This is a genomic window from Campylobacter lanienae NCTC 13004 (assembly GCF_002139935.1).
GTDB lineage: Bacteria > Campylobacterota > Campylobacteria > Campylobacterales > Campylobacteraceae > Campylobacter > Campylobacter lanienae.
In genome coordinates this window covers 815,250-841,294 of the sequence record NZ_CP015578.1, presented here as the reverse complement: position 1 = coordinate 841,294, position 26,045 = coordinate 815,250, and the positions used below count along the sequence as shown (strand labels likewise).

Below are 26,045 nucleotides of genomic sequence, written 5' to 3'. Positions count from 1 at the left end.
TTTTTCAAGTAATTGAGTCGCTACAATTGTAGCTTGAAATTTGATTTAAGTTAGACTTAAATTTAATTAGGAGATAGTAATGATAGAACAACCGCTTAATACAGCTGTTTGGGTCGATGAGAGTAGGTGTAAGGCTTGCGATATTTGCGTAAGCTATTGTCCTGCTGGTGTTTTAAATATGAAAGAAGATATCCACGCTATTCAAGGAATGATGATAGAAGTTAGCCATCCAGAGTCATGTATCGGCTGTAGGGATTGTGAGCTTCACTGCCCTGATTTTGCTATTTATGTGGCTGAAAAGGGATTTAAATTCGCAAAACTTAGCCCTGAAGCTAAGGAGAGAGCAGCCGCAATCAAGGCAAATCATTTTAGGAAAGTTAATTAAGGATATAAAATGAGAGAGTTAATAACGACAGGAAATGCTTTAGCAGCAAAAGCAGCTATTGAGTGTGGCTGTAATTTTTTTGGTGGTTATCCTATTACCCCATCAAGCGAAATCGCACATGAATTAAGCGTAGCACTACCAAAAAGTGGTGGTAATTTTATCCAAATGGAAGATGAGATCGGCGGTATCTCAGTAGCACTTGGTGCTAGTATGACTGGAGCGAAAGCTATGACGGCAAGCTCAGGCCCTGGTATTTCGCTCAAAGCTGAACAAATCGGCCTTGGATTTATCGCTGAAATTCCTTTGGTAATCGCAAATGTAATGCGTGGTGGCCCATCAACTGGTCTTCCAACTCGTGTGGCACAAGGCGATATTTTACAAGCTAAAAGCCCAAGCCATGGTGATTTTTGCTCTATTGCAGTAGCGCCAGGAAATTTAGATGAAATTTACACTGAAACAGTAAGAGCATTTAATCTAGCAAATAGATTTAGTACCCCTGTATTTTTGCTACTTGATGAGACTATAGGTCATATGCAAGGCAAGGCTACTATACCAGATGTTAAAGATTTAGTAATCGAGCCTAGACGAGAATTTAAAGGCGATCCAGCAGAGTATAATCCATATGAAGCCAAAGAGGATGAGCCAGCTACGCTAAATCCATTTTTCAAAGGTTATCGCTATCACATCACAGGCCTACATCACGGTCCTACAGGATTCCCTACAGAAGATGGCAAAATAGTTGATTATAATATCAAAAGATTATTTAATAAAATTCACGCCCACCTAGATGAAGTGATAAAATTTGAAGAGTATAAGCTAGAAGATGCTGATATTTGTATTATTTGTTACGGAAGTGTGAGCTTAGCAGCTAAAGAAGCAGTAGATAAACTTCGAGATGAAGGTATAAAAGTAGGTATATTTAGACCTATTACTATATGGCCAAGCCCAGAAGCTAAAATCAAAGAGATATGCTCTAAATTTAAAAATATTTTAGTAACTGAGCTAAATATGGGACAATATCTAGGCGAGATACAAAGATGTGCTTTAAGAGATGATTTTAAAACACTATTAAAAGCAAACGGCAGACCGATTAGCCCGAGTGAAATTATTAGCAAAGTTAAGGAGTTTTAATTATGGCTTTTAATTATGATAATTATTTAAGAACAAGCAAAATGCCAACACTTTGGTGCTGGGGTTGTGGTGATGGTGTAATTTTAAAAAGTGTTATCCGTGCTATAGATGCGATGGGATGGAATATGGATGATGTCTGCGTAGTAAGCGGTATCGGATGTAGCGGACGCTTTTCAAGTTATGTTAATTGCAACACAGTTCATACAACTCACGGCCGTGCGATCGCATATGCTACAGGTATCAAACTAGCAAATCCAGATAAACATGTAATAGTAGTAACTGGTGATGGCGATGGCTTGGCAATCGGTGGTAATCATACAATCCATGGATGTCGTAGAAATATAGATATTAATCACATTTTAATTAATAACTTTATTTACGGCCTTACAAACTCACAAACAAGCCCTACAACTCCACAAGGCTTTTGGACTGTTACAGCTCAATGGGGAAATATAGATCCAAATTTTGATGCTGCTAAATTAGCAACAGCAGCCGGTGCAACATTTGTCGGTCGTGAGACTGTAATTAACCCAACTAGAATAGAAAAAATGCTAATTGAAGGGTTTAAACACGAGGGTTATAGCTTTTTTGATATATTCTCTAACTGCCATATAAATTTAGGTAGAAAAAACAAAATGGGCGAAGCTACTCAGATGGTTAAATGGATAGATGAGAGAACTCTGCCTAAGGCTAAATTTGAAACATTAAGCGATGAAGAGAAAAAAGGCAAATTCCCTACTGGTGTGCTATTTAAAGATGAAAATCGCATAGAGTATTGTAAAGCATATGCTAAAGTTAAAGAAGCAGCTCAAAATAAGACAAAAGTGAATTTTGAGGAGATAATATGAGTTTAACAGAGTTAAGATTTGTCGGTGTTGGTGGTCAAGGTGTTATATTGGCTGGAGAGATCTTATCAGCAGCTAAAATTGAAGCTGGCGGATATGGAGTCAAGGCCTCAACATATACTTCTCAAGTTCGTGGTGGCCCAACAAAGGTTGATATAATTTTAAGCGATGAAGAGATCAAATATCCATATGCTAATGAGGGCGAAATTTGCTTTATGTTAGCAACTGCTCAAAATAGCTATAACGCATTTAAAGATGGTGTTAAAGAGGGCGGTATAATCGTAGTAGAACCAAATTTGGTTAAGCCTAGTGAAGAGGACAAAAAACGCTGGAAAATCTATGAAATTCCTATCATCTCAATTGCCAAAGATGAAGTTGGAAATGTGATTACTCAAAGCGTTGTCGCTCTTGGTGTAGCTGTTAAATTCACAGGCGTTATGGATGAAGAGATCGTAAGAAATAAGATGTTAAGCTCAGTTCCAGATAAGGTAAAAGAAGCAAACAATAAAGCTTATGATCTAGGACTTGCATACGCTGCTAAATGTATGCAATAATATTTATAAACCAAAGCCTAATTATTGGCTTTGGTTGCTCTTTATGTTAATACAATTAAGCAAATTTTAGAGTTTGCTTTGATATAATTTAGCCTTTAAATTCAACTCTTAAAGGAAATAAAATGGCAAAAGTTGGTATAGTATATGGCTCAAATGCCGGAGATACTAAAGTTGTAGCAGAGTATATAAGTCAGAGTTTTGATAGTGAAGTAATCGACGCAAAAGATCTTACGATTGATTTTTTAACCAAATATGATAAGTTGATTTTCGCAGCTTCTACACATGGCCATGGAGAGCTACAAAAAGATTTTAGAGCTAAATTAAATATCATTAATGAAGCTGATTTTGGTGGTAAAACTTTGGCTCTTGTGGGTCTTGGTGGGACTATTAAACATCCTACTACATTTCTTGATGGTTTAGTAGAGTTTTTACCATTAATTCGTGGTGCTAAGCTTGTAGGTGCTACAGATATTGATGGATATGCTTTTAAAAATTCACTATCATTTATAAATGGCAAATTTGTAGGTCTTGCTATTGATTATAAAAATGATGAAAATTGGCAAAAAAGAGCTGATAAGTGGATTGAAGATATTAAATCTGAATTTTAATTTAAGCTTATAAAGTCACTATGGAAGCTTTTTTATTTGCAGAATATGTAGGTATAGCATCGGCATCTTTGAGTGGCTTTTTGTTTGGGATACGCAGAGGTTGTGACTGGCTAGGCGTATTCTTAGCAGCGTTTTTAACGGCACTTGGCGGGGGATTAATTCGTGATATGATAGTTGGTCGCCCTGCTTATTCTTTTACGCATTATATTCCTGTTTGTATAGTTTTGTCTGTTATGATTTTGGCTTTTTTGCTTAAATTTCACCAAAAAGATAGAAATAATTTGGATAAAAAATTTATATTTATTATGACAGATGCTGTGGATGTGGTTAGCTTTTCTATTGTTGGGGCTATTGTATCTTTGGAATTTGGGCTTAATATTTTTGGTGTGATTATGGTGGCATTTTTTAATGGTGTTGGTGGTGGAATCATAAGAGATATGCTTTTAAATGAGGTTCCTTGGTTTTTAAAAACTGGATTATATGGTACTATAAGTATGGGAGTTGGGGCAATATATTATTTAATGTATTTAGCAGGTTTGACTAGTATTTATTGGATATTTGTCCTATTTACTTTTGGTGTTGCATGGCGGCTTGTAGCATACTATAGAAATTGGAATTTGCCGCAAATTCACTATAAGGATTGATTTATGCTAATGAATAATTACTCTAGAGCAGATGTTGGTTTTATCAAAGGCAAAGGCGCTGTTTTATGGGATAAGAGTGGCAAAGATTATATAGATTTTGCTAGTGGGATTGGGGTTTGTGCTTTAGGTCATAGCCACAAAGGCGTAGCGAAAGTGGTTGCAAAACAAGCCAAAACTCTCTTACACACTTCAAATTTATATAATATTGCCCCGCAAGCCAAACTTGCTAATAAGATATCAAATTTACTTGGTGGTGGATATGAGCTATTTTTTGCTAACAGCGGTGCTGAAGCAAATGAGTGTGCGATAAAATTAGCTAGAAAATTTGGTTTTAGCAAGGGCAGAAAAAGCGAGATTATTAGCCTTAAAAACTCATTTCACGGCAGGACAATCGCTACTCTAGCGATGACAGGGCAGGATAAATTTCATCCAGATGAATTTGGTGCTTATCCAGATGGATTTAAATTCTATGATAGCATAGATGATATTATCGCAAATTTAAATGAAAATACCGCAGCTGTGATAATAGAGCTAGTCCAAGGTGAAGGCGGGATAAATCCACTTGATAAGGATAAAGTTCAAAATTTAGCTAAAATTTTAAATCAAAAAGATATCCTACTCATCACTGATGAAGTCCAGTGTGGCGTCTATCGTACAGGGGAGTTTGTCACCTCTAAGCTATATGATATCACACCTGATATCATCACATTCGCCAAAGGGCTTGGTAATGGTGTGCCAATTAGTGCGTGTGCAACTAGAAAATCTATATTTTCGCCAGGAGATCATGGTAGCACCTTTGGTGGTGGATTTTTGGTTACAGCTGTATCAGAGTATGTCTTAGATAGGTTGGATGAGCTTAAAAATAGTGGAAAATTGGATAAAATAATAGCTAAATTTGAGAAGAAAATAGATAAATTAATAGAAGAAAATAGCGATATTTTTCTTAAAAGAGTAGGTCTTGGCTTGATGCAAGGTGTAGTCCTTAAAGATCCAAATTTATTATCTCAAATCGTATCAAAAGCTTTAGAAAATAGGGTTTTGGTCTTAAGATCTGGCGATAGAACGCTAAGATTTTTACCACCACTAAATTTAAGTAAAAAAGAGATGAAAGAGGGCTTTATGAGGTTAAAAAAAGCAATTAGTGAGATCAATAAATGAGGTTTATCAGCTATAAACAAAATAACCAAATCAAGCTTGGTGTAATGAGCGCAAATAACGGCGTAATAGATATTAGTAGTGTTGGAATCAATAAAAAAGATATGAATGAGCTAATCATCACATTAACTCAAGCCGAGCGTGAAATTTTAGAAGATATAAGCTCAAAAAGTGGAGGTGAGCCGTATGAAAATATAGAGAAATTACCGCCGATTTTATCCCCACTTCAAGATATTATCTGTCTTGGAATCAACTATATGGAGCATGCTAAAGAGTCTTATAGATTCAAAAAAATTGAATTTGATGGCAAGAGAGAATTCCCGGTATATTTTGGTAAAAGGGCGAACTATATTTTAGGCGATGGGGCTATATTTCCTAGTCATACTCAGATAACGCAAACTTTGGATTATGAAGTAGAACTAGCTTTAATCATCTCTAAAGATGCTTATAATATACCGATAGATAGGGCTTTGGAGTATGTTTTTGGTTATACTATTTTAAATGATATAAGCTCACGAGATATCCAAAATCGATATAAGCAGTGGTATTATGGTAAAAGCCTAGATGGCTCAACACTTATGGGGCCATGGATTGAGACTAACCTTGATATATCAAATTTAAAAATCAGCTCAAAAGTAAATGGTGAGTTGCGACAAAATGCAAATACTGCTGATATGATATTTGACGCTGCTTATATAATAAGCGATCTTAGTTTGGGTATGACTTTAAAAGCTGGCACTATAATATCGCTTGGTACGCCAAGTGGAGTAGGGATGGGATTTACCCCGCCAAAATATCTTAAAAAAGATGATATAATAGAGTGCGAGATAGAAGGAATCGGAGTACTAAGAAATATAGTTGGCGAGTAGAGAGCTTTATAAATAAATTTGATAATTAAAGGAGATAAAATGGCTGATGAAGATATTAAGCTAGAGAGCAAAAAAAGCCCAGTGGTGCTAATTGCTATTATAGGTGTGGTTGTCTTTTTGTTGATTATAGGTGTGATTGTTGTTATGCTTTTGATGAGTGGTGGCAATGATAAACAAGTCGCTCAAGCCGCAAATGTCCCTACTACACAAGCAGCACCAAAGCAACGCTCAAATGATTTTTTCAATATTGGGCCTGTCTATCCAATGGAGCAATATGTTGTGAATTTGCTTAGTGAGAGTGGTACTAGATATCTTAAAACTACTATGAATTTGGAATTAAGCGAGGAGACTCTAAGCCCAGAAATCGACAAAAAACAAGCGTTGATTAGAGATATAATCATTAGAAGTCTATCGGCTAAAACTTATGAAGATGTAAGCACAGCCAAAGGCAAAGAGCGTCTCAAAGATGAATTAGTAACTAGAATAAATGAAGTCCTAAGAGATGGATATATCAAAAATGTATTTTTCACTGATTTCATTGTCCAATGATAGGCATTGATATCGTAAGTATAGATAGGATCGCTGCTGCTAAGAGTAGGCACGGCGACCTATTTTTGCGTAGATTTTTAAATAATAGCGAGATTGAACTTGCTAAAAATAGTGCTACTATAGCTGGTTTTTGGGCTGCTAAAGAGGCTATTAGCAAGGCCCTTGGTTGTGGCATTGGGGCGGAGTTTGGCTTTAGCGATGCTATCATTTACAAAGATAATAAAGGCGCCCCAAAGATTAAATTCGCTTCTCATATAATTTCTAAATTTGGTATCAAAAGCTCATCTCTTAGCATTACCCACGATGGTGGATTTGCTATCGCTGCGGTGATAATCGAGCGTTAAATACTGCTTAAATGGATTGTGAAATTATCAATTTTATATTCCAATATCATTGAAAATTAAATTTATATTTTTACTATTTGGTATTGAACAAATTTATCATTTGTATAGTATTGTGAATTTAAATTTGATTTGTATATTAAAAATTTTATTTTGCTTATAAATTTAAAAATTATAAAGATGGATTGATCCACTGGATTATAAACCCAATGGATCTGCTAATTAGCATGAATATACTGTTTTAAACTCAAATGGAGTAGGGCGTTGCTCATATGGCCATACTTGAGTTTCGAATTTATAGTGTTGGTAAGTTTCAATGAAGTGCTCTGTCATAATCGCACTTAGATATTTATTATCACGGATTACAGCTTCTAAGCTTCCCCTTAAAGTATGCGGCAATTGCTCAATTCCACGCTCTCTAATCTCATCTAAAGTAAGCTCAAACAGATCTTCATCCATTGGCCCTACTGGCTCAATTTTGTTTTTGATACCATCAAGTCCTGCCATTAGCATCGCAGCAAATGCTAGATATGGACAAGCGGTGCTATCAGGAAATCTAAACTCAGCTCTTACACTCTTTTCACCAGAGCCATAAGGAATTCTACAACTAGCACTTCTATTTTGGCAAGAGTATGTAAGAATGCTTGGTGCTTCAAAGCCAGGAATTAATCTTTTGTAACTATTTGTGCTTGGATTGGTAAATGCAGCAACGCTTCTAGCGTGTTTTAGCACGCCACCTATATACCATCTAGCCATATCGCTTAAATTTGCGTATGTTCCAGCTTTATAGAATAGATTTTTGCCATCTTTCCATATACTTTGATGGACATGCATACCACTACCATTATCGCCATATAGAGGTTTTGGCATAAATGTAGCCGTTTTGCCATTTAAATGAGCTACCATTTTGACTATATATTTATAAATTTGTACATTATCAGCAGCTTCTACTAATGTTCCAAATTTCACACCGATTTCGCCTTGGCCTTGAGCGACTTCATGATGAACAACAAAGGTTTCAAGACCAACTTGCTCCAATACATTTACCATTTCAGCCCTTAAATCCACCATTGAGTCAATTGGCTGAACTGGATAGTATCCACCTTGCGCTCTTGGGCGATGGCCGCTATTATAACCATCTTTATAGTCTTTAGCATCATTCCATTCGCCTTCTTCGGTATCTACTTCATACATTGCGCAGTTTTGTTTGTCTATAATTCTGACATTATCAAAGACAAAAAACTCATTTTCAGGCCCGAAATACGCTACATCACCGATTCCGCTCTCTTTTAAGTGTTGCATAGCTTTTTTAGCAATTGAGCGAGGGCACTTCTCATATAGATCATTTTTATAAATATCATAAACATCGCATATTACAATAATAGTTGTATCAGCGGTAAATGGATCTAAAAATGCAGTCTCAACATCAGGTATAAGCATCATATCTGATTTATGTATAGGCTGCCACGCATCAATTGAGCTACCATCAAATGGAATTCCATTAAAAGAATCTTTATTAATTGCTTTTATATTATATGATACATGGTGCCATGTTCCTTTGAGATCAGTAAAGCGAAAATCTACAAATTTAACTTCATTTTCATCACAATATTCAAAAAATTCATCAACGCTATTAACAAATCTACCCATAGGCAAACTCCTTAAAAATTAAAATTTTGAAATTATAGCATAAAATATCAATTTTAATTTTAAATTTATATTGAAATCCATACTATTTTAAATTTTTATCATCTTTTTATCACGATTTTGATATATCACAACCTCGTTATAGCCAAATTTTTTAGCTTTTTGTATAGTTTTATCCATATTTAAACCAACTTGCTCTACAGAGTGCGCATCGCTTGAAAGAGTGATATCAATCCCCATTTGAGCCATCATCTCTAATATCTCATCTCCGGGGTAAATTTCGCCTACTGGCTTGCGAAGTCCAGCGCTATTTAACTCAACGCTCATACCGCTTTTTTTAATCTCTTTTAAAGCTTTGCTAGCAATGATTTTGATATCTTTTTTTGGTTTGTAATTAAAAACTTTGATTAGATCTATATGGCCAACAATATCGAATTTACCATATCTTGCCATATCTGTTATGGCCTCAAAATAGTCTATATAAATTTGATCAATATCTCTATTTTTATATTCGCCTATAAACTCAGGATTATCAAAGCCCCAACCATTTAAAAAATGAACCGAACCAATGAAATAATCAACCTTAGAACTCATCACTCTATCATCTATAAAGCCAGGTAAATAATCCACCTCATAGCCAAATAATATCTCCATTTTGCCCTTAAATTCAGCCTTAAGCATCTCAATTGACTCCTTATAGTCATCCATATCTTTAAAGCTCATTCTATATTTTTGGTCAAAATCCATCGGAGCGTGATCGCTAAATCCATAATATTTACACCCTTGATTAAAAGCAGCTCTAGCATAATCAATAGGTGTCCCAGTAGCGTGATTGCACAGCGGTGTGTGGTTGTGTAGATCTACAATCATAAATTACCTTTGAAATAGTGAAAATTTAAGCTAATTATACAGAATAAAATATTAAATATAAATTTAAATAATAAAAAATCTTGGATAATAAATTTTAGATAATAAAATGGTGCGCCCTAGAGAATTCGAATCTCTGACCTTTTGAACCGCAATCAAATGCTCTATCCAGCTGAGCTAAGAGCGCACTAGTAAATTAAGAGATGGAATTATACAAAATAATTTCTTAAAATTAGCAAAAATTAAAAATATTTTTTTTAATTTTATATGAATTTCACAATGTAAAGCAAAATTTATCTAAATTTAGATACAATCACGCAATTATGTTCTTAAGGAGTTCTTATGACACAAGAGGAGTTAGATGCTTTAATGGCCGATGACTTGAGTGATTTAGGCAATAGCATTGATAATATAGATAATATCGGACTTGATAATGAAGAAGCAGATCCAAAAGATGATGCTGATAGCGTGATTCAAGATGATGGTCATATCGTTACACATGATAATTATAGGGTAAGCTCTACAAGCGCTTGGCCACCACCACCACCAACAGATGACCATAAAGTCGTCCATCAGCTTGATGATGTTACTAAAGATTCGGAGAAAAAAGCCACTGAGATGTTTGATAAACTTGAAACTATCAATGGATTTTGTGCTGATGCTGAGGGCATCACAAACGATATCAAAACAGATATATCAAAAAATATAGAAATATTTGAGAATTTACACGCTAAATTCCCTAGCGTAGTGGCATTTTCTGAGCTTTTGGAGTTAAATAAAGGCTTAAATGATAAGCTAGATAATGTTATAAGTAGCCTTCAAATGGGCCAAGATGAAGTTATGATGACAATGGATATGATGCAATATCAAGATATCCACCGCCAAAAAATCGAGAGAGTTATAAATGTAATGCGTGCTTTGAGCAAGTATATGAGTAGCTTATTTGAGGGTAAAATTGATGATGATAAGCGTGTTGGATCTGCTATACATATTGAAGGCGATACCACTACTGAAAATGTTGTAAGTAATGCTGATATCGAAGCTTTAATCAACTCATTGGGTCAAAAGTGAAAAAACCTGAACTTTTAAGCCCAGCTGGGAATTTAACTAAGCTTAAAATCGCTTTAGCTTATGGGGCTGATGCAGTATATGCGAGTGTGGGTAATTTCTCTTTGCGTCAAAGAAGTGCGAAGGAATTTGATCTTGAGAGTTTTGAAGAGGGCGTGAGATTAGCACACGAAAATGGTGCTAAATTTTATGCTACGGTCAATGGATTTCCATATAATACTCAACTTGATAATCTCAAAAAACATATCAAAACAATTAGCGAATTTGGCGTTGATGCCTTTATAATCGCTACGCCTGGGGTTATGAAACTTGCTAAAGAGATCGCTCCAAATATAGAGATACATCTATCTACTCAAGCTAATGTGATGAACTATCTAGATGCTCAAATTTACCATGATATGGGCGCTAGTAGGATTGTCGCAGCTCGTGAGATGAGCTTGAAGGATGCGGTGCTTATAAAAGAGATGGTGCCAAGCTTGGAATTAGAGATATTTTGTCATGGTTCAATGTGTTTTGCATACTCTGGTAGGTGTTTGGTTTCGGCTGTCCAAAGCGGTAGATTAAGCAATCGTGGAAGTTGTGCTAATGATTGTAGATTTAACTATGAATTATATGCTAAGAGTCCTGAAAATGGCGCTTTATTTCGTTTAGAAGAGGATGAGCATGGCACACATATAATGAATTCCAAAGATCTAAATTTAATTAAGCATATAGAGAGAATTATCAAAACTCAAGCTATAGATAGTTTGAAGATAGAAGGCCGTACTAAAAGTGAGTATTACGCAGCTTGCGCTACCAAGGCTTATAGAATGGCTATTGATGATGCTATATCTGGAAATTTTAGAGCTGAAATTTATGAAGCGGAGCTAAATACCTTGAAAAATAGAGGCTTTAGCGATGGTTATTTGATCCACAAGCCATTTGAGAGAGACGATACACAAAATCACATAAATAGCATAGAAGAAGGCACCCATCAAGTTCATGCTATTAGCATTGATGGTGATAGCTTTAAGACTAAATTTAAAATAGACACAAAGCACGAATACGAGATATTTGCCCCATTAAATTCAGATATAAATATCATTGAAAATGAGTTAGGTAGCATCTATAAAAAAGATGAAAAATACTATATTAAATTTAAAAAATTAATAAGCTTGAAAGGCAAGGAATTTGATGAAATTCATAGTGGAAATGAAAATGAGATTAAGCTTCCTATTAAATTGCCTAAATTTAGCTTTTTGCGTAAAGAGATTGTAAAAGGAGAGTAGATGAAATTTGTAAGCATTATAATGGGTAGTAAGAGCGATTATGAGATTATTAGCGAAACGGCTAAAATTTTAGAAGAATTTGATGTTAAATATGAGATGATTATTAGCTCAGCTCACAGAAGCCCAACTAGAACTCGCACATATGTAGAAGAAGCAGATGCCAAAGGGGCGGCTATATTTATATGTGCAGCTGGTATGGCGGCTCATCTAGCTGGAGCGGTGGCGGCTTATACTATCAAGCCAGTTATTGGTGTGCCGATGGGTGGATCTGCTCTTAATGGTGTAGATGCCTTATATTCTACTGTTCAAATGCCAGCTGGTATGCCAGTAGCAACTCTAGCAATTGGCAAAGCCGGAGCCAAAAATGCCGCTTATTTAGCAATACAAATTTTAGCCTTAAGTGATGAAAATTTAGCTATAAAACTAAGAGAAGATAGAGAGAAACAAGCAAAATCATTAGAAGCAGATTCTAAAAAGATCGAGGTTCTTCTAGGTGGTGCTAAATGAAGACATATCTAGCTATTGATGAGTTTTGTCAGCTAGTTCATTTAAAGCGTGAAGTTGTAGATGGTATGATCGAAAGAGGCGCTTTGAATACAAAAATAGATAATGATATTGTCTATATCGAAGCCAATGAAGGCACCATGAGCGTAGTCCCAACAAGTAGTGGCGAGATGGTGATAAATAGCGAGAATCACACCTTGCCTGGCGAGAGCTTTGTAGAAAAAACCATCGGAACTATCTTAAATTTACACGAAAAAGTCTTAGATGCCAAAGATGAAACCCTAGATGCGCTTAGAAATGAAAATAAATTTCTAAAAGAGGCTCTATACTCTATGCAAGAGCTATATGATGAAGATAGAAAAACAGTAGAGACGCTTACTAATCAGCTTAAATTGGCTCAAGAAGAGGTTGAGTTTTTAAAGAGAAAATATAAGCTAATGTGGAATAAAGCAATAGAGAATTTTAATGACAATAAAGGAAATTTATGACATTTAGCCAGATAATCTTAACCTTACAGCAGTATTGGAATGAGCAAGGCTGTATTATCGTCCAACCTTATGATATGCCAGCTGGTGCTGGGACTTATCATCAAGCTACATTTTTACGCTCTTTAGGTGATAAGCCGTGGAATGTAGCCTATGTGGCGCCATCTAGACGCCCAACTGATGGAAGATATGGCGAAAATCCAAACAGGCTTGGCAGCTACTATCAATTTCAAGTGATAATGAAACCAAGTCCAAAAAATATCCAAGAGTTATATTTAAAGAGTTTAGAAAGACTTGGTTTGGATCTTAAAAAGCATGATATTAGATTTGTTGAAGATAATTGGGAGAGTCCGACTCTTGGTGCGTGGGGCCTAGGCTGGGAAGTTTGGCTAGATGGTATGGAGGTAACTCAATTTACATATTTTCAGCAAGTTGGTGGAATACCATGCGAGTTAATCAGCGCTGAAGTAACATACGGAATTGAGAGATTGGCTATGTATCTACAAGATAAAGATAGTGTCTATGATATCATCTGGGATGAGCATAATGGCAATGTGATAACTTACGGCGATGTCCATAAGCAAGGTGAATTTGAATTTAGCAAATATAACTTTGAAATTGCTGATACTACTAAATTATTTGAGTGGTTTGAGTCTTATTCTAGTGAGTGTAAGGCGATTTTAGAGCATGGATTGGCACTTCCAGCATATGATTATTGTATGCTTGCGGCACATACTTTTAATGTGCTTGATGCTCGTGGGGCGATCAGTGTTACGCAAAGGCAAGATTATATCCTTAAGATTAGAGAGCTAGCTAAGGGGTGTGCTTTGGCTTATAAAGAGAGCTTAAAATAGGTGAAAATATCTGAAATTTACGCTATTTTAGATAGCATAGCACCCTTTGAACTGCAAGAGAGTTGGGATAATTCTGGATTGATAATAGGTAGTATGAGTGATGAATTTGATGATATTGTGCTTAGCTTGGATTTGGATAGTCATATCGTAGCTAAGGCAGAGCCTAAAACTCTTTTTATCACACATCATCCGCTGATTTTTAAAGGTTTAAAGAGAATTGATAGCGGTAAATATCCATCAAATTTAATTAAAGAGATGATTAAAAAGGATATTAGCTTAATCTCTATGCATACTAATTATGATAAGGTGGTTTTAAATAAATTTGTTTTGGGTGAAATTTTAGGATATAAAAACTATAAGCAATATGGTGATTTTATCTTAAAATTTGAAGTAAATCAGGATTTTGAAGAGTTTGTAGCTAAGGTTAAATCTAAATTAGGATTAAACACTTTGAGAGTTGTAAAGCGTTGTGATTTTATCAAAACCGCAGCGCTTTGTACTGGAAGTGGAAGTGAGTTGATTGGTAGTTTTGATACAGATTGCTTCTTAAGTGGAGACTTTAAGTATCATACGGCGCTTGAATCTTATGAAAATTCGCTTAGTTTAATTGATATTAATCACTTTGAAAGTGAGCGATATTTTGGGGAGTCGTTGGCATTTAACTTGCAAAAATTTAATCTTTTTGCTAAAATCACGAATTCAATAAATCCATTTGAATACAGATAACTAAAAGGAAATCAATGAATAAGTATCTACAACAACTTGTAAATTTATCGCAAATAGATCAAAAAATTGATAACTATGCGCCACAAATTGAGAGTATAAATAGAAATTTACAACTCAAAAAAGACGAAATAGCAGCTATAGATGAAAATATAGAGAAAGTTAATAACGAAATATCAGAGTTAAAAACTCAAATCTCTAATACTAATTCCCATATAAATGAATTTAACACCAAGATTAAAGATATTAGCAAAAAAACTTCAGCAGTAAAAAGTGAAAAAGAGATAAAAGCGCTGAATTTAGAAGAGGATTTAGCCAAAGATCAGCTTGAAGCAGCAAATGAAGAGATAAATAGACTTGAGAGAATTATTGATAGCAAAAATCTATTAAAATCTGAGCTTGAGCTGAAAAAAACTCAAGCTCAAAGCGATCTTGAAGGCCTAAATAGCGAAGTTGCGGATCAATTAAAAAATATTGAAGATGAAAGAAGTAAAATTTATGCTCAAAAAGAGAAATTGCTAGCTGATATGAATCAAAAAATATTAACATTTTATGAAAAAATTCGCAAATGGGCTAGAAATACAGCCGTTGTGCCAGTAAGAAAACAGGCTTGTTATGGCTGTTTTATGAGAATAAATGATAAAACCTACGCTCATATAATTAAAAGCGACGATATCACTACATGTCCGCATTGTGGAAGAATTCTCTATAAAGAGACAATAGAGGAGTGATATATACTCTATTTACGGCACTTTTGCTTCTAATTTTATCGCCGTTTTTGTGGTTATTGAGTTTTAAGCAAAAGTTTGTCCGTAGTATAAAGGCGAGATTTTTCTTATTTAAAAATCCAAAACCTAAATTTGCTAAATATCACTTTCATCTCTGTAGCTTTGGCGAGGCTTGCGCCATTGAGCCTTTGGTTGAGAAGTTAGGAGATTGTAGGGTTAGTGTGATTACTCAAACTGGCTTTGATCGTGCGAGCAGATATGCTGATTGTAGGTTTTTGCCTTTTGAGTGCTTTTTGCCTTTTTGGTGGGTGAAGGCTGATGTTTTGATAGTTTTTGAAGCTGAATTGTGGCTAAATTTGTTTAAAGTCGCTAAGCTAAATAAGAGCAAAACTATACTTCTAAATGCTAGAATTAGCGATAAAAGTTATAAAAATTATTTAAGATTTAAATTTTATTACAAATATCTTTTTAAATATGTGGATTTGGTGTTGGCTCAAAGCGATATAGACAAAGATCGCCTATCTAGGCTTGGTGCGAAAAATATCAAGGTTGTAGGTAATATCAAATCGGCCAACTTGGTAAAACCATCTAAACGCTATGTAAAGCCAGATAAAAGAGTTATAATCATAGCTAGTTCGCACGAAAATGAAGAGATAAATCTGCTTAAAAATTTAAATTTATCCCTCAATGATCAACTTTTTATAGCTCCAAGGCATCCTGAGAGATTTGATAGTGTCTATAAAATTATAAAAGATAGTATCAAAAGCGATATGAGCTTTGAAAAATTTAGCGATAATATGGGGTTAAGATCACAAATTATCCTTGTAGATACTCTTGGAGAGTTGGTTAATTTATATCAAATTGCTGATATTGTCGTGCTTTGCGGTAGCTTTGAAAAGGGGATTGGCGGGCATAATCCTATAGAGGCGGCTCAGTTTGGGTGTAAAATTCTAAGCGGAGAGTATATCCATAATCAAAAAGATCTATATAGAGCTGTAAGTGGGATAGAGTTTTGCTCATACGATAATGTCTGGGATAAGTTAAATTCAAATTTACAAAATACAAAAATCACAAATATATGTGATTTAAATGAGATTATAAAAGAGATAAAGGGATAATGATGGAAAAGGCTTATAAACTTTTGGCTATACAAGAGGGAATTTCAAACAATGAAGCCAAAGAGCTAATCGATGCTGGACTAGTAAGTGTAGGTGGGCAAAGGGTAGTGCTAGCTAGGGGGCTATTAAAAGAGAGTGCGAAATTTAAAATCACAAAATTATCAAAGCCAACTAAAATTTTTGAAGATGAAAATATAATCGCAATCAACAAACCGCCTTTTATCACGAGTGAAAAGATCGCCGAGATATTTAAGTTTCCACTACTAAATCGTTTGGATAAAGAGACTAGCGGTGTAATAATGCTATATAAAAACGAAGATTTTCAAAAAAGAGCCATTAGAGAGTTTTCGCAAAATAGGGTGAGAAAAACCTATTTGGCTATAATTAAAGGTATAGTGTGTGAAAATTTGAGTATCGATCAACCACTAAGCACTATAAGAACAAAATCTGGAGCCTATACAAAGATAGATTTAAAAAACGGCAAACAAGCTATAACCCACATCACTCCAATAGCAGTCGAGGGCAAAAAATCTCTTTTAAAGGTGGATATAGAAACTGGCAGGACTCATCAGATTAGAGCCCATTTAGCTAGCAGTGGCTTTGGGATTATCGGTGATGAAAAATATGCTAAGAGTAGTGCTAAAAGGCTATATTTACATAGTTTGAAAAGTGTGATTTTTGATTATGAGTTTTTTGCTGAGCCTGATAGTGGATTTTTTGATCAAGGATTTGAGCAGATTGATAAGGGATTTTTAAGAAATATATGATATTTAATGATTTTAATAAATTTAAAGGTTAAGAAGCTCTGAATTTGTGTGATTGAATATTAAATTTAGCTTTTTTAGGATTTCTTTTAGGATTTCTTTTAGGATTTCTTTTAGGATTTCTTTTAGGATTTCTTTTAGGATTTTGGAGGCGGGGCAAATACGTACTTTAAAATCCAAAACCGCGTAATCATAGCAAAATTATAGATTAAATTTGAAATATATTAGCCAAGATTGCCTAAGGTAAAAAAAGGTGAGGGTGCGAACTCTGCTAAATTCTTAAGCTGCGGATCTCTCTATGCTGCGTTGGAGCCTTGCTTTTGGATTTGGTATTTTGGGGTAAAATTTGGTTTTTTTTGGTTTGATTTTAAGGTTTATAGCGGGAGGGATTGGCGAGATTTGATGCGGGATTGTATCAAAGCTGTGTAGATTTGAGTTTTTGCGGTGAAATTCGGAGCTTAATAGTAAAAAAATTGGCATTTGGATATGAAATTTGCTTGCTAAATTTTGTGCTTTGGGGTGAGATTTGTGTTTTATGGGTGAGATTTGTGTTTTGGGATCAAATTTGGGTTTTGGGGTAGGGCTTGGCGCTGTATCACAGAATTTGTGGTTTTAGAGTTTTATGGCGGTATTTTGTGATTTTGACATGAAATTTATATTATATTATTTCGTGATAAAAATGGTAAAATAGCTCAAATTCAATAAACCTAACAGCCAAAAGAGCAATTAGCTCTTTTGATTGATAATATTAAGCCCAAAGCCTTTAATAGCTACAAATTCTTTAAATTCGCTTGAGCTTAGGATTTTGATATCGCTAGCGCCGAAGTATTTTAAGATTTGTGCGCCTATGCCATAATTTTTGATTAGATTGCTATCATCTTCTTTACCGGCTAAGAATATCAATATTCCGCCTTTTTGATCGAGCAATTCAATATGAGAGACAAACTCATCAAATTTATGAGAATTTAATAGCTCAATATCATCTTTTATCTTGTGAAATTTCACATTTGTTATTGGCTCTATTTTGTTAAAAATAAACGCATAATGAGTATTGCCTAAGTGATCTGTAATGCTGTATTTGTCGGCATTTTTACCAGCGATTTGTGATCTACCAAGATTACTAACGCTAATTAATTTTTCGTGGTGTAATCTATACTCAATTATTTCGGCGATACTAACCATATTTAATCCAAATTTATCGCAAAATTTCTCCAAATCATCACGCCTAGCCATTGTCCCATCATCATTTACTATTTCGCAAATCACAGACACAGGGGCTAATCCAGCTAACTTGCATAAATCTATGCTTCCTTCAGTATGCCCAGTTCTCTCTAGCACACCGCCACTTTTGGCAATGAGGGGAAATATATGCCCAGGCCTTACAAAATCACTAGCCTTTGTAGAGCCATCAACTAGCATTTTGATTGTCATATCTCTTTCATATGCGCTAACTCCAGTTGTGGCTTTTTTAGCGTCAATGCTTATTGTAAATGCTGTCTCATGAGAGCTAGTATTGGCCCCAACCATCGGATATAATTCGAATTTATCAGCTAATTCTTTGCTAAGTGGCGTACATACAACGCCTCTAGCGTGAGTAATCATGAAATTTACCTTTTGGACATCACTAAATGCTGCTGAAAAGACGATATCACCTTCGTTTTCTCTATCTTCATCATCTACCATAACTATCATTTTGCCACTTTTTATATCTTCTATGGCTTGTAAAACTCTATTAAATGACATTTAATTACCTTTTATATCTAAATATTTTTTAATGCTATTTTCATTTGTGTGCCAGTTTTTATCCACCTCTACGCTTAATTTTATAAAGACCTTTTGATTGCTAAATTTGCTTATGATTTTACGAGCTACGATGCCTATACGCTTGATTGTGGCTCCATTTTTACCTATTAAAATAGCTTTGTGATGAGCGTTATCGGTTACTATTTTGGCTTGAATTTCTAAGATATCGCTCTGTTTTACCTTTGATATTATGGCATCAGAGCTATATGGAATCTCCTGGCTTACGCACTCAAATATCGCTTCTAAGATAAAATCTCTATATATATCTTTTTCATTTGTTGTGGTGATAAACTCAGGATCATAGTAGTGTGGATGCTCAGGCAAAAGCGGTATAAGAGCGTCTAAAAAGATCTTTTTGTAAGCTTGTTTTTTGATTGTGATTGGGATGATGGCTTGAAAATTATTTGAGTATTTTTGATACTCATTTAGTTTTTTAAATAGCTTATCTTGGCTAACTTCATCTATTTTAGTTAGTGTGATTATATGGGGTAGGGGGCTATTTAAATTTAAGAATTTTTCATAATTTTCCACGCTATCAAACACGCTTGCTACAAAGACAACAACATCCGCATCACCTAGTGATTTTATAGCACTTTGTATCATAAATTTATTTAACGCCTTGCTACTATCGTGTAGTCCAGGCGTATCTATAAATATCGCTTGATTATCATCATGCATCACAATGCCTAAAATTTTACGCCTAGTGGCATTTTGCTTGTGCGATACCATAGAAATTTTATGATCTAGCAAGTAGTTTAAAAGACTGCTTTTGCCGGCATTTGTCCTGCCTATTAAGGTTATAAACCCGCTTCTCATAGTATATACTTTGCTCTATCTTCGTCTTGACAAATTTCACCTAATTTTTCATCTACTAACTCTTTAGTTACTATAAATTTTTGCCCCTTATAATTATCAGCATCAAAGCTAATATCCTCAAGTAGCTTCTCAATAACCGTGTGTAGTCTTCTAGCGCCGATATCTTCGACTTTTTGGTTGGTGTTTTGTGTTAATTTGGCTATCTGTCTAAGAGCATCATCGCTAAATTCAAGATCAACTTCTTCTACGCTTAAAAGTGCTTTATATTGATTTAAAAGTGAATTTTTAGGCTTGGTTAAGATCTCATATAGGGCATTTTCATCCAAACTATCTAAGCTTACACGAAGTGGAAATCTACCTTGTAATTCAGGGATTAGATCGCTTGGCTTAGAGATATGAAACGCCCCAGCAGCGATAAATAGTATATGATCTGTCTTTATAGTGCCAAATTTGGTTGTTACATCGCTACCTTCTACAATAGGCAATAGATCTCTTTGGACTCCTTCTTTGCTAGGGTCTTGGCGTGTTGAGCTTGAGCTACTCACAGCTACTTTGTCAATCTCATCGATAAATATAATTCCCTCATTTTGCGCTCTTTTTAGGGCTTCTGATTTGATACTATCCATATCTAAGATTTTTTCACTAGCTTCGTTTTTTAGACTCTCTTTGGCATCTTTTACTTTTAGCTCTTTTTTTACTTTTTTATTTGTGATACCTATAACTTTGATAAAGCTCTCTTGCATAGCTGCCATATCAGGTGGCAAATTCGCCCCAGCTTCAAAGCTCGATTGATCTACTTCAATCTCGATTGTAAGGTCATCAAGTTTGCCATCTCTTAGCTTTTGTTTCATCTTCTCATAGCTGATTTCATACTGCTCTTTTTTCTCATCAGTTGCGCCATTTGGTAGCGGTGGAAGGAGCTTTTCTAGAATTCTCTTTTCTATATACTCTTCTATTTTATCACTATTTTTCTCTCTATGCTCTTGCTTGACTAAATTTAGCGCCGCCATCGCTAAGTCTCTTATCATCGACTCTACATCTCTACCTACAAAGCCAACTTCTGTATATTTACTAGCTTCGACTTTGATAAAAGGCAACCCAAATAGTTTTGAAAGGCGTCTTGCGATCTCAGTTTTGCCAACACCGGTTGAGCCTATCATTAAGATATTTTTAGGCACTATATCATCTTGGATATTGCTTGGTAATTGCATACGCCTATAGCGATTACGAAGCGCAATAGCGATAACCTTTTTAGCATCATTTTGACCAATTACATAATCATCTAAAAATTTTACTATATCTTTTGGTGTTAAATTCATCTCTAATCCGTTAATTTATAAGTTTTTATATTTGTGTTTGTATAGATACATATCTCTCCGGCTATTTTAAGGCTCTGTTTTACTAGCTCTTCACTATCAAGTGAGCCAAATTTATCCAATGCTCTAGCAGCTGAAAGTGCGTAGTTTCCACCACTTCCGATAGCAGCTATCTTGCCATCTTCTGGCTCAACTACATCGCCATTACCACTAAGCAAAAATATATGCTCCCTATTTAATACTAGCATCATAGCTTCAAGTTTTCTTAAAACCTTATCTTTTCGCCACTCTTTGCTAAATTCAATAACAGCTTTTAACAGATCACCCTTAACCCCATCCAAAATTCTCTCAAACATATCAAAAAGATTAAACGCATCAGCAGTAGAACCAGCAAATCCGGCTAAAATTTTCCCGCCATATAGCTTTCTTATCTTAACAGCATTGCCTTTTAAAATTGTAGAACCAAAGCTTACTTGACCATCACCACCTATAACTGCGGCATCATCGCCCCTGTAAGCCAATATCGTTGTCGCATGAAACATTACTCACCTACTATTTCAATCTTAAATTTAGCGTGAATTTGATGGGTTAATTTTACTGAAATTTCATGCTCACCAAGTGATTTGATATTATCACATTCTAGGGATTTTTTGTCTATTTCATAGCCTTTTTGCTCTTTTAATGCTTTTGCTATCTCATCTTTGGTAATGCTACCAAATGGGCTTCCATTGGCGCCTAATTTTGTTTTTATAGTGATTTTAACCCCAGCTAACTCATCTTTTAACTTCTCATTTTGGCTAATCTCATATTCTTTAATTTGGGCTTCATTTCTCTTAGCGGCTTCCCACTGCCTTAAAACAGCGTCTGTGGCAGCCTTAGCATATCCTTTGCCTATTAAAAAATTATTGCCATAGCCATCTTTTACATCTTTTACCTCTCCGGCCTTGCCTAGACCTTTGACATCTTTTATTAGTAGTACTTTCATATTTTTCCTTTAAATTTGAGTTTATATATTTTACTTTTTTATATTAAATTTTTAGTTTAAATTTGCTACTTCCGCTCCCACTTAGAAACTCATTATCTGATATTTTTAGCTCACTATATAGAGTTTGGCAAGGTTTTAATAGATCATTTAAATCGCTATTTTTATAATTATTTAAAATTTCACTACTTTTTAACCCCCAAAGCCTATTAGCTAAATCCATATCAAATTCCTTAAATTCAGCTCTATATTGCGCAAATACCTTTGGAGTAGAGCAGAAAATAGGGCTTGTAATGAGTTCTAAATTTGGAATTTCATCATCAAAAGGCTCGACAATCTCGCCAATTCCACTTACATTAGCAGCGTCAAATCCACTTAGAAAAAACGCCACATCCGCTCCGATATTGTGAGCGATTTTAATCAATTTATCATTAGAGATATTTAAATTCAATCTCTCATTTACTAAGTGTAAAAAGGCCGCAGCATTGCTACTTCCGCCACCTAAACCACCGCCAATTGGGATATTTTTGGTTAGTTTTACTTGATTAGCTTTAAAATACTCATCAAGCTCATTAGCAAAACCCAAATTTGATATTTGACTATAAGCTTTGAAAATTATATTATCACTAAATGGGTTATCGATTATGAGTCCATCGCTAATTCTGCTCACCAAGTCTATCTCATCGTAAAGCTCTTTATAGAGAATAAATCTAGATTTAAGCTCATGATATTGACCACGAAATCCAACAATTTTTAAAAAGATATTTAACTTAGCAAAGCTTTTCATTTAAATATCTTTTTAGCCAAAAGATCTAGTAAATTTTGCTTTGGTGTGCTGGCTGCTGCGTTATTATCAGCTACTTCTTTTACTAGCTCTTTTCTTAAAATTAAGATATCTTTTGGGGCTTCAATTGCTATTTTTACAGTTTGGTTTGTGGTGTTGAGAATTTTTATCTCTATATCATCACCAATCTGTATTGACTCTGAGGCTCGTCTTGTTAATATAAGCATTTTTCCATCCTATTTATCATATATTTTACTTCTTGATTTTCTATTTTAATTATGCTAAAAGCACCATCATACTCTATCACATACTCTCCATCGCTACTAGATATAAAATCGGTGGCTTTTAGTTTTTTGCCTAAAATTATATCAAATATATCACCTTTATAGCTATTTTTGGTTAAATTTAGATATTTTAGTGGATCAAGTGGTGTTTCGTTTTTAAACTCAAACTCACCTTCGCTAACTCTCTCAAGAGCACTTAGAGTGCCGATTTGGCCTAAATTTTGTGATAAAATTTGAGCATAAGACCTTATATATGACCCAGCTGAAACCTTAATCTCAAAGGTTAAAAATGGATGAGAGTAGTGGATAAATTTCACATCAAATATCTCCATCTCACACTCTTTTAGCTCAAATTCCCTACCCATTCTAGCTAACTCATAAGCTCTTTTGCCTTCAACTTTTTTGGCGCTAAATTTTGGTGGCGTGTAGGTGATTTGACCTTTTAATCTATTTAATTCATCTTTGATTTTGGCTTCATCTAGGGCTTTTGTGTTTTGAATTTGTGTGATATTTTGGTTATCAAAGCTAGGTGAGCTAGCCCCCAGCCAGAGCGTGGCTCTATATACCTTAGGCTCAATTTTAAGATAGTTAAATAGCCTTGTATATGCCCCAAATGCCACAATCAAGCATCCACTCGCAAATGGATCTAAAATCCCAGAAAATCCAGCCTTTTTGACTCCATATTTTCGTTTAAGTCTGCTTAAAAAGTGGTTTGATACCATACCTTTTGGCTTATACGCTACAAATAGCCTATTCATATAACCTTCTCTACAAAAGATGAGATAATATCTTTGATATTTCCACCAAAATTTATTTTTAGTTTAAATTCATTTTTGATTTTAGCCACCTCTACAACTCGTCCGATACCAAAAATTTTATGCTTGATTAGATCGCCTTTTTTAAACTCATTTTGGTTCTCTATCTTTAAAGAGCCTTCGCAAAGACCAGCTTCACTTAGAAATCTTGATCTATTTAGCCTTGATCTTTGGCCTTTGTAAAACCGTGAATTTGAGTATGATAAATTTAATCCCCTTTTAGCCCTAGTGATGGCTACATACGCTAGGCGTCTCTCTTCTTCTATATCGCTTCCATCGCCAAGAAGCGGGAAAAATCCCTCTTCAAGCCCAATTACAAATAGATGCTCAAACTCAAGCCCTTTACTAGCATGGACGCTCATAATAGATATAGCATCATCGCTAATTCTATCTTGTTCGCTCTCAAGCGCAAGCTCATTTAAAAACTCTTCTAAATCGAAATTCTCCGTATTTAATATATGATCTTTTAATAAAGCATAAAATTCATCAATATTTATAACTCTCTCAGCTCCATCAGGCAGACTCTCATAATATGCCTTTATCCTAAATATAGAGTCAAATCTACTTATCAAATCGTATGGTGCTAGAGTTGATAGCTCTTTTATATTGTTTGCTAGTTCAATTAATGTTTGGCTTAATTTCTTGCTCAATACATCTTCACCAGCAATATATATCGCATTATATAAAGAAGTTTTGCTATCAAAGGCAAATTTCTCTAATTTAGCTAGACTCACCTTGCCTAGACCCCGTTTTGGGCGATTGATAATGCGAGTTAGAGAGAAGTCATCATTTGGGTTTAAAATCAGCCTTAAATAGCTTATAATATCTTTGATTTCAGCCCTTTCATAGAATTTGACTCCGCCTACCATTTTATATGGAATTCTAGCTTTGTTTAACCCATCTTCTAAGCTTCTTGATAGAGCATTAACTCTATATAAAATAGCAATTTCATTAGCCGATACGCCACTTGATAGGAGTTTATTTATCTTTGTAGCGATGTTTTTAGCTTCAGCATTTTCATCACTATGTTCTAAAATTTCTATAGGATTTTCATCTGCTAATTGGCTGACTAGTCTCTTGCCAAGCCTTGTTCTATTGTGATCTATTAGCTCATTAGCGGCATTTAGTATAGATGGAGTAGAGCGGTAATTAGTCTCTAATTTGATTAGTTTGACGCTACTAAATTGATCTTTGAAATTCAAGATATTTTCTATCCTTGCACCTCTCCATCCATATATGCTTTGATCATCATCGCCTACGACAACTAAATTTTGGTGATTATAGCAAAGCTGGCGAAGTAATTTGTATTGTAAATCATTTGTATCTTGATACTCATCTACCATTATATACTTATATCTATCTGAAATTTGATCGCTCAAATCTGGATTTTTAGCCAAAATATTATAAGTCAAGCATAAAAGATCATCAAAATCAACTAAGTTATTGCTCTTTAAATACTCTTCATATAATTTATAAGCTTTGGCTATTTTTTCGTAATTTGTCTTTGTGTATTGAGCATTTAATTTAGAGCTATCCATCACAGCTTCAACACTTAAAAGCATATTTTTGTATTTTGATATCTCATTTGCTACTATGGCGGTTTGGACTTCGCTCTCTATCTCTTTTAAGATCTTTTTCTTATCATCGCTATCTATTATTATAAAATTATTGCTTCTATTTAACTCATTTATATGAAATTTTAAAAACAATAATCCAAATTTATGAAATGTACAAAGTAGGGGATTGGCGTTGGAATTTAGCATACTCATCGCTCTTTGCTTCATTGTGGATGCGGCTTTGTTGGTAAATGTAAGCGTAAGAGTGTTTAATGGGTCTATGCCGACTTCACCTATTAAATATGCTAATCTCGTGGTTATGGTTTTGGTCTTGCCGCTTCCAGCACCGGCTAAGATAAGCATCGGCCCATCTATATGAGTAGCGGCGATCTTTTGATTTTCATTTAGGGAATTTAATAATTTATCCATATATTACTCTTTTTTGTTAATAAAGCTAAGATTATACCAAATTTAAACTTAATAAAAATATGTGTTACTAAAAGTTACAATTTTACTCTTAAATAGTTGTAAAAATGAAAATTATATAAAATTAAAATTTAATTTAAGCTTGGAGCTATTAGA

At 34.6% G+C, this 26,045-nt stretch carries 30 protein-coding genes and 1 tRNA gene; 19 read left to right on the top strand and 12 right to left on the bottom strand.

Translation table 11 applies throughout. The annotated features are described in order from the left end of the window. Nucleotides 1–79: 79 nt before the first annotated feature. From CLAN_RS04285 to acpS, 10 genes are all read left to right on the top strand, one after another. Nucleotides 80–385 (top strand): 4Fe-4S binding protein, encoded by a 306-nt coding sequence (locus CLAN_RS04285; protein WP_086224495.1) that lies wholly within the window; start codon nt 80–82, stop codon nt 383–385. Between the two features lie 9 nt (nt 386–394). Then, nucleotides 395–1,516 (top strand): 2-oxoglutarate synthase subunit alpha, encoded by a 1,122-nt coding sequence (locus tag CLAN_RS04280; protein ID WP_086224496.1) that lies wholly within the window; start codon nt 395–397, stop codon nt 1,514–1,516. A 2-nt stretch (nt 1,517–1,518) separates the two neighbouring features. Further along, complete coding sequence (locus CLAN_RS04275) at nt 1,519–2,364, top strand: 2-oxoglutarate ferredoxin oxidoreductase subunit beta (protein ID WP_086235325.1); 846 nt, start codon at nt 1,519–1,521, stop codon at nt 2,362–2,364. Beyond that, on the top strand, nt 2,361–2,915 hold the full coding sequence (locus CLAN_RS04270) for a 2-oxoacid:acceptor oxidoreductase family protein (protein ID WP_086224498.1): 555 nt from the start codon (nt 2,361–2,363) through the stop codon (nt 2,913–2,915). Before CLAN_RS04275 ends, CLAN_RS04270 begins: the two co-directional genes overlap by 4 nt. Nucleotides 2,916–3,037: 122 nt before the next feature. Next, entirely contained in the window at nt 3,038–3,523 is a 486-nt protein-coding gene (locus CLAN_RS04265) for a flavodoxin domain-containing protein (protein WP_096015970.1), read from the top strand. A 20-nt stretch (nt 3,524–3,543) separates the two neighbouring features. Continuing rightward, on the top strand, nt 3,544–4,167 hold the full coding sequence (locus CLAN_RS04260) for a trimeric intracellular cation channel family protein (RefSeq protein WP_086234476.1): 624 nt from the start codon (nt 3,544–3,546) through the stop codon (nt 4,165–4,167). 3 nt (nt 4,168–4,170) lie between these two features. Further along, entirely contained in the window at nt 4,171–5,325 is a 1,155-nt protein-coding gene (locus CLAN_RS04255; protein WP_100590671.1) for an aminotransferase class III-fold pyridoxal phosphate-dependent enzyme, read from the top strand. Then, nucleotides 5,322–6,191: a fumarylacetoacetate hydrolase family protein gene (locus CLAN_RS04250; RefSeq protein WP_096013205.1), complete on the top strand. Its 870-nt coding sequence runs from the start codon at nt 5,322–5,324 to the stop codon at nt 6,189–6,191. The genes CLAN_RS04255 and CLAN_RS04250 overlap by 4 nt, the downstream gene beginning before the upstream one ends. 39 nt (nt 6,192–6,230) lie before the next feature. Continuing rightward, entirely contained in the window at nt 6,231–6,740 is a 510-nt protein-coding gene (fliL, locus tag CLAN_RS04245) for a flagellar basal body-associated protein FliL (protein WP_096013206.1), read from the top strand. Then, complete coding sequence (gene acpS, locus CLAN_RS04240) at nt 6,737–7,084, top strand: holo-ACP synthase (RefSeq protein WP_096013207.1); 348 nt, start codon at nt 6,737–6,739, stop codon at nt 7,082–7,084. The genes fliL and acpS overlap by 4 nt, the downstream gene beginning before the upstream one ends. Before the next feature lie 219 nt (nt 7,085–7,303). Here the strand turns inward: acpS and glnA are convergent, their stop codons facing one another. The 3 genes from glnA to CLAN_RS04225 form a co-directional block, all read right to left on the bottom strand. Continuing rightward, complete coding sequence (gene glnA, locus CLAN_RS04235; protein ID WP_086241308.1) at nt 7,304–8,731, bottom strand: type I glutamate--ammonia ligase; 1,428 nt, start codon at nt 8,729–8,731, stop codon at nt 7,304–7,306. 87 nt (nt 8,732–8,818) lie between these two features. Continuing rightward, nucleotides 8,819–9,598, bottom strand: coding sequence for a histidinol-phosphatase (locus CLAN_RS04230; RefSeq protein WP_096017955.1), 780 nt, complete (start codon nt 9,596–9,598; stop codon nt 8,819–8,821). A gap of 107 nt (nt 9,599–9,705) precedes the next feature. Next, nucleotides 9,706–9,782, bottom strand: a tRNA-Arg gene (locus CLAN_RS04225). A gap of 155 nt (nt 9,783–9,937) precedes the next feature. On the opposite strand from CLAN_RS04225, the gene CLAN_RS04220 reads away from it, so the two are divergent. From CLAN_RS04220 to CLAN_RS04180, 9 genes are read left to right on the top strand one after another with little or no spacing between them, the layout of a single operon-like run. Beyond that, on the top strand, nt 9,938–10,666 hold the full coding sequence (locus CLAN_RS04220) for a chemotaxis protein (RefSeq protein WP_096015974.1): 729 nt from the start codon (nt 9,938–9,940) through the stop codon (nt 10,664–10,666). Then, nucleotides 10,663–11,931 carry a peptidase U32 family protein gene (locus CLAN_RS04215; RefSeq protein ID WP_096017227.1) on the top strand — a complete coding sequence of 423 codons (1,269 nt, stop codon included), beginning with the start codon at nt 10,663–10,665 and terminating at the stop codon, nt 11,929–11,931. Before CLAN_RS04220 ends, CLAN_RS04215 begins: the two co-directional genes overlap by 4 nt. After that, on the top strand, nt 11,932–12,438 hold the full coding sequence (gene purE, locus CLAN_RS04210) for a 5-(carboxyamino)imidazole ribonucleotide mutase (protein ID WP_096013211.1): 507 nt from the start codon (nt 11,932–11,934) through the stop codon (nt 12,436–12,438). Further along, nucleotides 12,435–12,923, top strand: coding sequence for a DUF3972 domain-containing protein (locus CLAN_RS04205; protein WP_096013212.1), 489 nt, complete (start codon nt 12,435–12,437; stop codon nt 12,921–12,923). Before purE ends, CLAN_RS04205 begins: the two co-directional genes overlap by 4 nt. Beyond that, nucleotides 12,920–13,774 (top strand): glycine--tRNA ligase subunit alpha, encoded by an 855-nt coding sequence (glyQ, locus tag CLAN_RS04200; protein ID WP_096013213.1) that lies wholly within the window; start codon nt 12,920–12,922, stop codon nt 13,772–13,774. The genes CLAN_RS04205 and glyQ overlap by 4 nt, the downstream gene beginning before the upstream one ends. Then, on the top strand, nt 13,775–14,500 hold the full coding sequence (locus tag CLAN_RS04195) for a Nif3-like dinuclear metal center hexameric protein (RefSeq protein ID WP_096024258.1): 726 nt from the start codon (nt 13,775–13,777) through the stop codon (nt 14,498–14,500). Between the two features lie 14 nt (nt 14,501–14,514). Continuing rightward, on the top strand, nt 14,515–15,228 hold the full coding sequence (locus tag CLAN_RS04190; RefSeq protein WP_096013215.1) for a zinc ribbon domain-containing protein: 714 nt from the start codon (nt 14,515–14,517) through the stop codon (nt 15,226–15,228). Next, nucleotides 15,225–16,343, top strand: coding sequence for a lipid IV(A) 3-deoxy-D-manno-octulosonic acid transferase (gene waaA, locus CLAN_RS04185; protein ID WP_100590670.1), 1,119 nt, complete (start codon nt 15,225–15,227; stop codon nt 16,341–16,343). Before CLAN_RS04190 ends, waaA begins: the two co-directional genes overlap by 4 nt. Further along, nucleotides 16,343–17,110 (top strand): pseudouridine synthase family protein, encoded by a 768-nt coding sequence (locus CLAN_RS04180; protein ID WP_172618496.1) that lies wholly within the window; start codon nt 16,343–16,345, stop codon nt 17,108–17,110. Before waaA ends, CLAN_RS04180 begins: the two co-directional genes overlap by 1 nt. A 723-nt stretch (nt 17,111–17,833) precedes the next feature. Here the strand turns inward: CLAN_RS04180 and CLAN_RS04170 are convergent. The 9 genes from CLAN_RS04170 to CLAN_RS04130 are packed head-to-tail and all read right to left on the bottom strand — an operon-like array spanning nt 17,834 to nt 25,892. Continuing rightward, entirely contained in the window at nt 17,834–18,850 is a 1,017-nt protein-coding gene (locus CLAN_RS04170; protein ID WP_100590668.1) for a bifunctional 3,4-dihydroxy-2-butanone 4-phosphate synthase/GTP cyclohydrolase II, read from the bottom strand. Further along, entirely contained in the window at nt 18,851–19,726 is an 876-nt protein-coding gene (gene era, locus CLAN_RS04165; protein ID WP_100590667.1) for a GTPase Era, read from the bottom strand. It lies immediately after the preceding gene. Beyond that, the gene (gene hslU / locus CLAN_RS04160; RefSeq protein WP_100590666.1) at nt 19,723–21,045 is read right to left on the bottom strand and encodes an HslU--HslV peptidase ATPase subunit; all 1,323 of its coding nucleotides are present in this window, start codon (nt 21,043–21,045) and stop codon (nt 19,723–19,725) included. The genes era and hslU overlap by 4 nt, the downstream gene beginning before the upstream one ends. A gap of 2 nt (nt 21,046–21,047) precedes the next feature. Next, on the bottom strand, nt 21,048–21,584 hold the full coding sequence (gene hslV, locus CLAN_RS04155) for an ATP-dependent protease subunit HslV (RefSeq protein WP_096013221.1): 537 nt from the start codon (nt 21,582–21,584) through the stop codon (nt 21,048–21,050). Then, the gene (rplI, locus tag CLAN_RS04150) at nt 21,584–22,027 is read right to left on the bottom strand and encodes a 50S ribosomal protein L9 (RefSeq protein WP_086228992.1); all 444 of its coding nucleotides are present in this window, start codon (nt 22,025–22,027) and stop codon (nt 21,584–21,586) included. The genes hslV and rplI overlap by 1 nt, the downstream gene beginning before the upstream one ends. 43 nt (nt 22,028–22,070) lie before the next feature. Continuing rightward, nucleotides 22,071–22,811 carry a 4-(cytidine 5'-diphospho)-2-C-methyl-D-erythritol kinase gene (locus CLAN_RS04145; RefSeq protein WP_100590665.1) on the bottom strand — a complete coding sequence of 247 codons (741 nt, stop codon included), beginning with the start codon at nt 22,809–22,811 and terminating at the stop codon, nt 22,071–22,073. Continuing rightward, nucleotides 22,808–23,035 (bottom strand): carbon storage regulator CsrA, encoded by a 228-nt coding sequence (gene csrA / locus CLAN_RS04140; RefSeq protein WP_096013223.1) that lies wholly within the window; start codon nt 23,033–23,035, stop codon nt 22,808–22,810. Before csrA ends, CLAN_RS04145 begins: the two co-directional genes overlap by 4 nt. Then, nucleotides 23,023–23,850, bottom strand: a complete 828-nt coding sequence (truB, locus tag CLAN_RS04135) for a tRNA pseudouridine(55) synthase TruB (protein WP_096023367.1) — start codon at nt 23,848–23,850, stop codon at nt 23,023–23,025. The genes csrA and truB overlap by 13 nt, the downstream gene beginning before the upstream one ends. Next, the gene (locus CLAN_RS04130) at nt 23,847–25,892 is read right to left on the bottom strand and encodes an ATP-dependent helicase (RefSeq protein WP_100590664.1); all 2,046 of its coding nucleotides are present in this window, start codon (nt 25,890–25,892) and stop codon (nt 23,847–23,849) included. Before CLAN_RS04130 ends, truB begins: the two co-directional genes overlap by 4 nt. Nucleotides 25,893–26,045: the final 153 nt, after the last annotated feature.